This window comes from Nonomuraea sp. NPDC003707, assembly GCF_053587055.1.
On sequence record NZ_JBSFNK010000075.1, the window covers coordinates 22,550 to 29,356 of the forward strand.

Sequence of the window (6,807 nt, forward strand, 5' to 3'; positions counted from 1 at the left end):
CCCGGGCGCCTAGCGTCGCATTCGTGCCCCTTTTCTTCAACGCCGTGGAGGCCGCGGCGCACCGGCTGTCGATCGTGCCTCCGATGCTCGACTACTTCGGTGTCCTGGGCCTGCACGCGCTCGTCGCGGCGGCCAGGACGGGCGTCTTCGACGCCCTGCGCGAGCGGCCGTCCACCGGCGCCGAGCTCGCCGCCACGCTCGGCCTGGACGCCCGCTCCTCGGACATGCTGTTACGCTCCCTGGCCGGGCTCGGCTACCTGCGGGTCCGCGGCGGCCGCTACCGCCTGACCCGCGCCTCACGGCTGTGGTTCACGACGGACTCGCCGCAGTCCCTGGTGGCGGGACTGGAGTTCTGGGAACGTACGGCGTGCGTCATCTGGCCCCGGCTGGAGAAGGCGGTGCGCGACGGAGCGCCCGCCACGCCCTTCTACGAGCTGCTGGAAGGCGATCCCGAGCTGTCCCGGTCGTTCCAGGCGTGGACGGCGGCGCTGGCCGGGCGGCAGGCTCCGGCGATGGCCAGGGCCGTCCCGGTGCGGCGGGGAGCCCGGCGGGTGCTGGACGTGGGCGGCGGCCACGGCCGGTTCAGCCTGGAGCTGCTGCGGCGGCACCCCCGGCTCCACGCCACTGTGCTGGACCTGCCGCAGGCGCTCCAGGCCACCGCCGCCCATCCCCGGCTGAGCGTGCGTGCCGGGTCGTTCCTGGACGGCGACCTGGGTGACGGGTACGACATCGCGCTGCTGTTCAACGTCGTGCACGGGCTGGACGACGCGCAGGCCGCCACTCTCCTGGAGCGAGTGGCCGCGGCCCTCAACCCGGGCGGGACGGTCGTGGTGGGCGACCAGTTCGGGGACAGCGTCATGCCCGGCCGGGCCAGCCGCGCCCTGCTGCACCTGCTGGACCTGAACTACCTGGTCACGGCCGGCGGCAGGGTGCGCGGCTTCCGGGAGGTGTCGGAGCTGCTGCGGGCGGCGGGCTTCCGCCCGCCCCGGCACCGCCGCCCCCTCCGCTCCGTCCCCACCGAACTGGCCCTGGCCTCACTCCCCGCCCACCGGCCGCGCTGAGCACCCGCTACCGCCCGCCGCCGCGAACCCCGCTAGAAGCCCATCGCCGCCCGTACCTCGTCCAGTGTCATGATCGCCCGCTCTCTCGCCGCCGCGTTCCCCGTGGTCAGGATCTGCCGCACCTCCTCCTCGGTGTGCTCGGCGCGGCGCTTCCTGATCGGCCGCAGGAACTCGTTGACCGCCTCGGTGGCCAGCCTCTTGAGCGCGGACGCGCCCCCGTCCCCGATCTCCTCCGCGATGTCCTGCGGCGAGCGGCCGAGGCAGAGGCCGGCCAGGGTGAGAAGGTTCGCCACCTCGGGCCGGTGCGTCTCGTCGAAGGTGATCAGCCGCTCGGAGTCGGTACGGGCCTTGCGGATGAGGGCGGCCGTCTCGTCCTCGGTGGCCGACAGGGCGATGGCGTTGCCGCGGCTCTTGCTCATCTTGCCGCCGTCGAGCCCCTGCAGCAGCGGCCGTTCTCCCATCATGGCCTCGGGCTCCGGGAACACCTCGCCGTAGCGCTCGTTGAAGCGGCGCGCCACCAGCCGCGTCACCTCCACGTGCGGGAGCTGGTCCTTGCCCACGGGCACCAGCGTGCCCTTGCAGAACAGGATGTCGGCCGCCTGGTGCACCGGATAGGTGAACATCAGGCCGCTGACCGCCCGCTGCGAGCTGTGCGCGATCTCGTCCTTGACCGTGGGGTTGCGGTGCAACTCGGAGACCGACACCAGGCTCAGGAAGGGCAGCAGCAGCTGGTTCAGCTCGGGGACGGCGCTGTGCTGGAAGATCGTCACCTTGGCCGGGTCGATGCCCACCGCCAGATAGTCGAGCAGCAGCTCGGTGATGTTGCGTTGGATCGCCCCGGGTAGATCGCGATCGGTGATCACCTGATAGTCGGCGATCAGCACGTACATCGGGAACTTGTCCTGCAACGTGACGCGGTTGGCCAGCGAACCGAAGTAATGGCCCAGGTGCAGCGATCCGGTCGGACGGTCACCGGTGAGTACGACGTCGTTCATTTCGGTCTCTCTCTTTCAGGTCACGCCGTCTCGGAGAGGACCGCACGCTTGGAGGGCCGTCTCGAAGACGGCCCGTGCATGAGGAAATCAGCGGCCGTCTGTCGGCCGCCACCACATGCTGATGCGTGTCATACGCGAAGTGTATCCGTTTGCGGTGTCAATCTCGTAACCTCTTTTACCGTTTCGCGTGTTCGCCTGCCCCGGCGACCATGATCTCGCCAGTATGGTGCGGTCCCTTTTCCGCCCTCTGGAGAATTCATGTCTCGACGCACCCTCGCCGGTGGCCTGGCCATAGCCGCCGCGCTCTCCCTCACCACCCTGCCCGCCGCGGCGGAGCAGGCGTCGGTGCGGTTCCCGTCGGCCAAGTTCCCGCTGGGCAGCAGGCCCGTGCCGACCAAGACGATGACCGCCGTCGCGCAGGGCATCGACATGTACGACGTGAAGGCCGGCTCGGCGACCGACGGCTACACGGTGACCGTGTTGATGCCGAGCGGCCGCGACTACGGAATGCAGACGACCGCCGAGTCCAAGGCCGCCGAGGTGGAGGCCGCCGGCGAGACCCCCAGCGTGCAGAAGGTGGTACGGCCGAGCGTCGCCGACGCCGCCTCCCAGACCGTGTACATGGTCCGGGTCGGCCTCTGGTCCCTCGACGACAAGAAGAAGGCCGAGGAGACCGCCAAGAAGCTCAAGGAAGCGGGGCTGAAGGTCAAGGTCGACTACCTCGGCGACGACGGGCTCAAGACCACCGGTCCCTGGGACGTCAAGGTCGTGATGATCGACGCCGGGGCGTTCGGCGGCTCGTTCGCGGCCTCGCTCGGCACCAGCGTGGCCAAGCGGGAGACCGTCTCATCGATGGCCAAGGCCCAGAACGCGCTGGTCGGCGTCAACGGCGGCTTCTTCAACATCCACACCGACAAGGCCCTGCGCGGCGAGCCCGTCGGCGCGTCCGTGGTCAAGGGCAAGCTGCTCAGCGAGGCCGTCCCCGGCCGCTCGGCCGTCGTGCTCAAGGGTCGTACGGCCAAGATCACCGAGCTGAAGACCACTGTCACCGCCACCTCCCAGGACGGCCAGAAGACCGAGGTCAACGGCGTCAACCGGGCCGTCACGACGGACGAGCTGGTGCTGTACACCGAGGAGTGGGGCGCCAAGACGCCCACCGGCGGGACCGACGCCGTCCTCGACGCCAACGGCAAGGTCGTCGGCCTGCGCGAGTCGGGCGCCGCGGTGGCCGCCGGGACGCGGGTGCTGCACGGCAACGGCCTGGCCGCCGACTGGCTCAACGAGCACGCCTTCCAGGACTGGACGGTCAAGGTCGACACCAAGGTCGTGGACCTGCGTACCGACAAGGCGCTCGCGCTGACCCCGGACCTCAACGTGATCGCGGGCAGCGTCGGCCTCGTGCGGAACGGCAAGGTGAAGATCACCGCCAAGCAGGACGGCCACGACTCCGTCAACATGATCCTGCGCCGCCACCCGCGCACCCTCCTCGGCACCACGAGGAACGGCAGCCTCATCATCGCCACCATCGACGGCCGCAACCCGGGCGTGACCGTGGGGGCGAACTTCCTCGAGGCCGCCCAGTTCATGCGGTGGCTGGGTGCCACGCAGGCCATCAACCTGGACGGGGGCGGCTCGACGGCCATGGTGGTCGGCAACAAGCTGATCAACCGGCCCTCGGACGGCGTGGAGCGCGGCGTCGGCGACGCCCTCCTGGTCCTGCCCAAGTAACACACCAGGCCCGAACGAACCGCAGCCGTGCCACCAGCCCCTGGTGCACGGCTGCACCCCACCTACCCGGGCACCTTCGCCACTGCGGCGGGTCGATAACGCACGTTCACGACCCGACGCGACGTCACCTCCACCGACGAGGCACGGCCGCGCCCGCCCACACGGGCACCTTCGCCGCTGCAGCGGGCCGGAAACAGACCTTCACGACCCGACGCGAGATCACCTCCACCGATGAGGCACGACCGCGCCCACCTGCTCGAGGGCCTTCGCCGTTGCGGCTGGCCGGCAGCGCACCTTCACGACCGAGGCGAGCTCGTCTTCGCCGATGCGGCGGGCCGGTAGCGCACGTTCACGACCGACGCGGGGTCGGCTTCGCCGAGCCGGTGGAGGCGGATCGGCTCGGCACCGGGGTTGTCGTACAGCCGGATGCCCTCACCCAGCAGGACCGGCGCGATGTGCAGGTCGATCTCGTCGATCAGCCCCAGTTCGAGCAGCTGACGGCCGATGGTCGGCGAGAACACCTCGAGGTTCTTACCCCCGGCCGCCTCCAGACCGATCCGCACCGCCTCAGCCGGTTCGCAGCTCAGGAACGCGACTCCGTCGGTGGGCGTCGCGTCCTCGGGGTGGTGGGTGAGGACGAAGAGCGGCCCCTTCCAGGCGCCACCGTAGATGCCGCTGGGATCCGGGTAATGGTCCCAGCCGTCTCGACCGCCCAGCACGGCGCCCGTGGTCTCGACGTACTCATCGACCAGGTCCGGCCGGAACGAGCTCCCGGCCATCCAGTCCATCTCATGGTTCGGCCCCGCCACGAACCCGTCCAGCGACATCGTGAAGTGCCAGAGCACCTTTCCGCCCGCGGTCTGCGGCTCGGTGTCGCTCATTCGTTGCCTCCTGCATCTGCTTGCGATTTGCAACCGGTAATCTCACGCTAGGCCACCCGGTGGTAGATTGCAACCAGTTCGGAGGTGAGGTGCGAGTTGGCGGAGTCGGCGCGTTCTGGTTGTCCGATCAATGCCGCGGTCGAGGCGTTCGGTGACAGCTGGAGCCTGCTCGTGCTGCGGGACGTGATGTTCGGGAGCCGGCGCTACTTCAGGGAGCTGCTCGCCGGCTCCGAGGAGGGGATCGCCTCCAACATCCTGGCCGACCGGCTGAAGCGCCTGGTGAACGCGGGCCTGCTGACCCGCGAGGACGCGGGCCCCGGACGGCGGGCAGCCTACAGCCTGACCGAGGCATCCATCCAGCTGGTCCCGATCTTCGCGCAGCTCGGCGAGTGGGGGCTGCGCCACCGCCCGACCACGAAGTGGCTGAGGGTGCGAGCGGAACTGCTCGCGGCCGGCGGACCGGAGCTGTGGAACGAGTTCATGGCCGAGCTCCGGACCATCCACCTCGGCGCCCCGCCGCCGGAACGGAACGGCCCAAGCGTCATGGAACGCCTCGCCAAGGCCTACACCGACGCGCCCTGACGCCTTGAGCAGCGGAATCAGACACAACGCCGCCGTGCTCTGACGCCCTACATGGAGTTGGACGCGACACCATGGCCATCGCTTGAGAGGTACACCAGCCGCGCAACGGCCATGACGCCATGCGCGGCATCGACGCGCGCTATGCGAGCATCGACGTGCGCTGTGCAAGCGTCGACATTCGCCGTGCGGGCATGGACGCGCGAGTGCGGGCGCTGACATCCGCCGCGCAGACGCCAACATCCGTCGTGCGCACGTGGACGCGTGACGTGCGGGCGTCGGATCTTAAGCGTCCACCGGCAGACCCGTGTCCGGTTTCACGGCCTTCATTGCAAGGTGCGACGTCACCTGCGCCACCCCCGGCAGCCCGGAGAGGGTCTCGGAGTAGAAGCGCTCGTACGCCGCCAGATCCGCTACCGCAACTCGCAGCAGGAAGTCCGGATCGCCGAACAGCCGGTGCGCCTCCACCACCTCCGGCATCCCCGCCACCAGCCGCTCGAACTCCGCCACCGTGTCGTGATCCTCATACCTCATCACCACGGTGACGAACGCCTGGAACCCCCGGCCCACCGCGTCCCCTTCGACCAGCGCCCGGTAGCCGCGGATGACGCCGGACTCCTCCAACTGCCGCACCCGGCGCAGGCACGGCGACGGTGTGAGCCCGACCCGGTCGGCCAGCTCGGTGTTGCTCAGCCGCCCGTCCCGCTGCAGCTCCTGGAGGATCCTGCGGTCAATCCTGTCCACAGCGCAATATTCTGCCACTCCGCCGCCCGAAGCAGCACGAACAGACCATCGCGTGCCAGCCCTCCTTGACTACCGTCCCACAAGGAGGTGGTTCTCATGGAAACCCGGCTGCTGGTGCTCTTCCTCGGCATGGACCTGCTGCTGATCTGCACGCCGGGCCCCGACATGCTCTACGTCATGGCCCGCTCGCTCGGCCAGGGCCGCCGCACCGGCCTCACGGCGGTGGCGGGGATCTGCTCGGGCTACACCGTGCACACGGTCCTGGCCGCCGCCGGCCTCGCCGCCGCACTTCGCGCGGTCCCCGCCGCATTGCCCGCGATGCGGTACGCCGGCGCCGCGTATCTGATCTTCCTGGCGATCAAGACCCTGGCGTCGCTCAGGAACCCCGCCACCCCGGTCCCGGGCGCGACCCCGCAGCCCACGGGCAGGGTGTTGCGACAGAGCATGCTCACGGCCCTGCTCAACCCGAAGGGAGTGCTGCTCTACCTGTCGCTGATGCCCCAGTTCATCTCCACGGAGACAGGCGTCCCTCTGGGCTTTCAACTCGCCGTACTCGGCCTGCTCCATGTCGCGAACTGCGCCGTCCTGTACGGCCTGCTCGCCCTGGCTACGGCACGTGCCAGCCACGCCCTGACCCGGACCCCGAAGGCCGCCCGCCGGATCTCGGCCGTCTCCGGCACGATGCTCCTGGTGGTCGCGGCCGTCACGCTCGGCACCCATTGAACACAAAAAAAAGGGGGTCCGACGCCCAAGGCGTCGAACCCCCTCAAAGATTGTCCGGCGGCGACCTACTCTCCCACACCCTCCCGAGTGCAGTAC

Annotated in this window: 7 protein-coding genes; 4 read left to right on the top strand and 3 right to left on the bottom strand. The window is 69.6% G+C overall.

The annotated features are described in order from the left end of the window. The first annotated feature begins 23 nt into the window (after positions 1-23). Positions 24-1,061: a methyltransferase gene (locus ACWDRB_RS65260; RefSeq protein WP_449912176.1), complete on the top strand. Its 1,038-nt coding sequence runs from the start codon at positions 24-26 to the stop codon at positions 1,059-1,061. A gap of 32 nt (positions 1,062-1,093) precedes the next feature. On the opposite strand, the gene trpS is transcribed toward ACWDRB_RS65260, so the two are convergent. Continuing rightward, a complete protein-coding gene (gene trpS, locus ACWDRB_RS65265; protein WP_449912177.1) occupies positions 1,094-2,056 on the bottom strand; it encodes a tryptophan--tRNA ligase in 963 nt (320 codons plus the stop codon). Between the two features lie 258 nt (positions 2,057-2,314). On the opposite strand from trpS, the gene ACWDRB_RS65270 reads away from it, so the two are divergent. Then, the gene (locus ACWDRB_RS65270) at positions 2,315-3,784 is read left to right on the top strand and encodes a phosphodiester glycosidase family protein (protein ID WP_449912179.1); all 1,470 of its coding nucleotides are present in this window, start codon (positions 2,315-2,317) and stop codon (positions 3,782-3,784) included. Between the two features lie 296 nt (positions 3,785-4,080). On the opposite strand, the gene ACWDRB_RS65275 is transcribed toward ACWDRB_RS65270, so the two are convergent. Beyond that, on the bottom strand, positions 4,081-4,665 hold the full coding sequence (locus tag ACWDRB_RS65275) for a dihydrofolate reductase family protein (protein WP_449912180.1): 585 nt from the start codon (positions 4,663-4,665) through the stop codon (positions 4,081-4,083). A gap of 96 nt (positions 4,666-4,761) precedes the next feature. Here ACWDRB_RS65275 and ACWDRB_RS65280 point away from each other — a divergent pair, with 96 nt between their 5' ends. Next, entirely contained in the window at positions 4,762-5,247 is a 486-nt protein-coding gene (locus tag ACWDRB_RS65280; protein ID WP_449912182.1) for a winged helix-turn-helix transcriptional regulator, read from the top strand. A 282-nt stretch (positions 5,248-5,529) separates the two neighbouring features. Here the strand turns inward: ACWDRB_RS65280 and ACWDRB_RS65285 are convergent, their stop codons facing one another. After that, on the bottom strand, positions 5,530-5,988 hold the full coding sequence (locus tag ACWDRB_RS65285) for an Lrp/AsnC family transcriptional regulator (RefSeq protein WP_350724355.1): 459 nt from the start codon (positions 5,986-5,988) through the stop codon (positions 5,530-5,532). Between the two features lie 96 nt (positions 5,989-6,084). Between ACWDRB_RS65285 and ACWDRB_RS65290 the strand changes: the two genes are divergently transcribed. Further along, positions 6,085-6,711 (top strand): LysE family translocator, encoded by a 627-nt coding sequence (locus ACWDRB_RS65290; protein WP_449912184.1) that lies wholly within the window; start codon positions 6,085-6,087, stop codon positions 6,709-6,711. The last annotated feature ends 96 nt before the right edge of the window (positions 6,712-6,807 follow it).

Excerpts from the sequence above, each read along its gene's own strand:
- trpS (WP_449912177.1), bottom strand. The coding sequence starts at position 2,056 with ATGAACGACGTCGTACTCACCGGTGACCGTCCGACCGGATCGCTGCAC.
- ACWDRB_RS65270 (WP_449912179.1), top strand. The coding sequence starts at position 2,315 with ATGTCTCGACGCACCCTCGCCGGTGGCCTGGCCATAGCCGCCGCGCTC.
- ACWDRB_RS65275 (WP_449912180.1), bottom strand. The coding sequence starts at position 4,665 with ATGAGCGACACCGAGCCGCAGACCGCGGGCGGAAAGGTGCTCTGGCAC.
- ACWDRB_RS65290 (WP_449912184.1), top strand. The coding sequence starts at position 6,085 with ATGGAAACCCGGCTGCTGGTGCTCTTCCTCGGCATGGACCTGCTGCTG.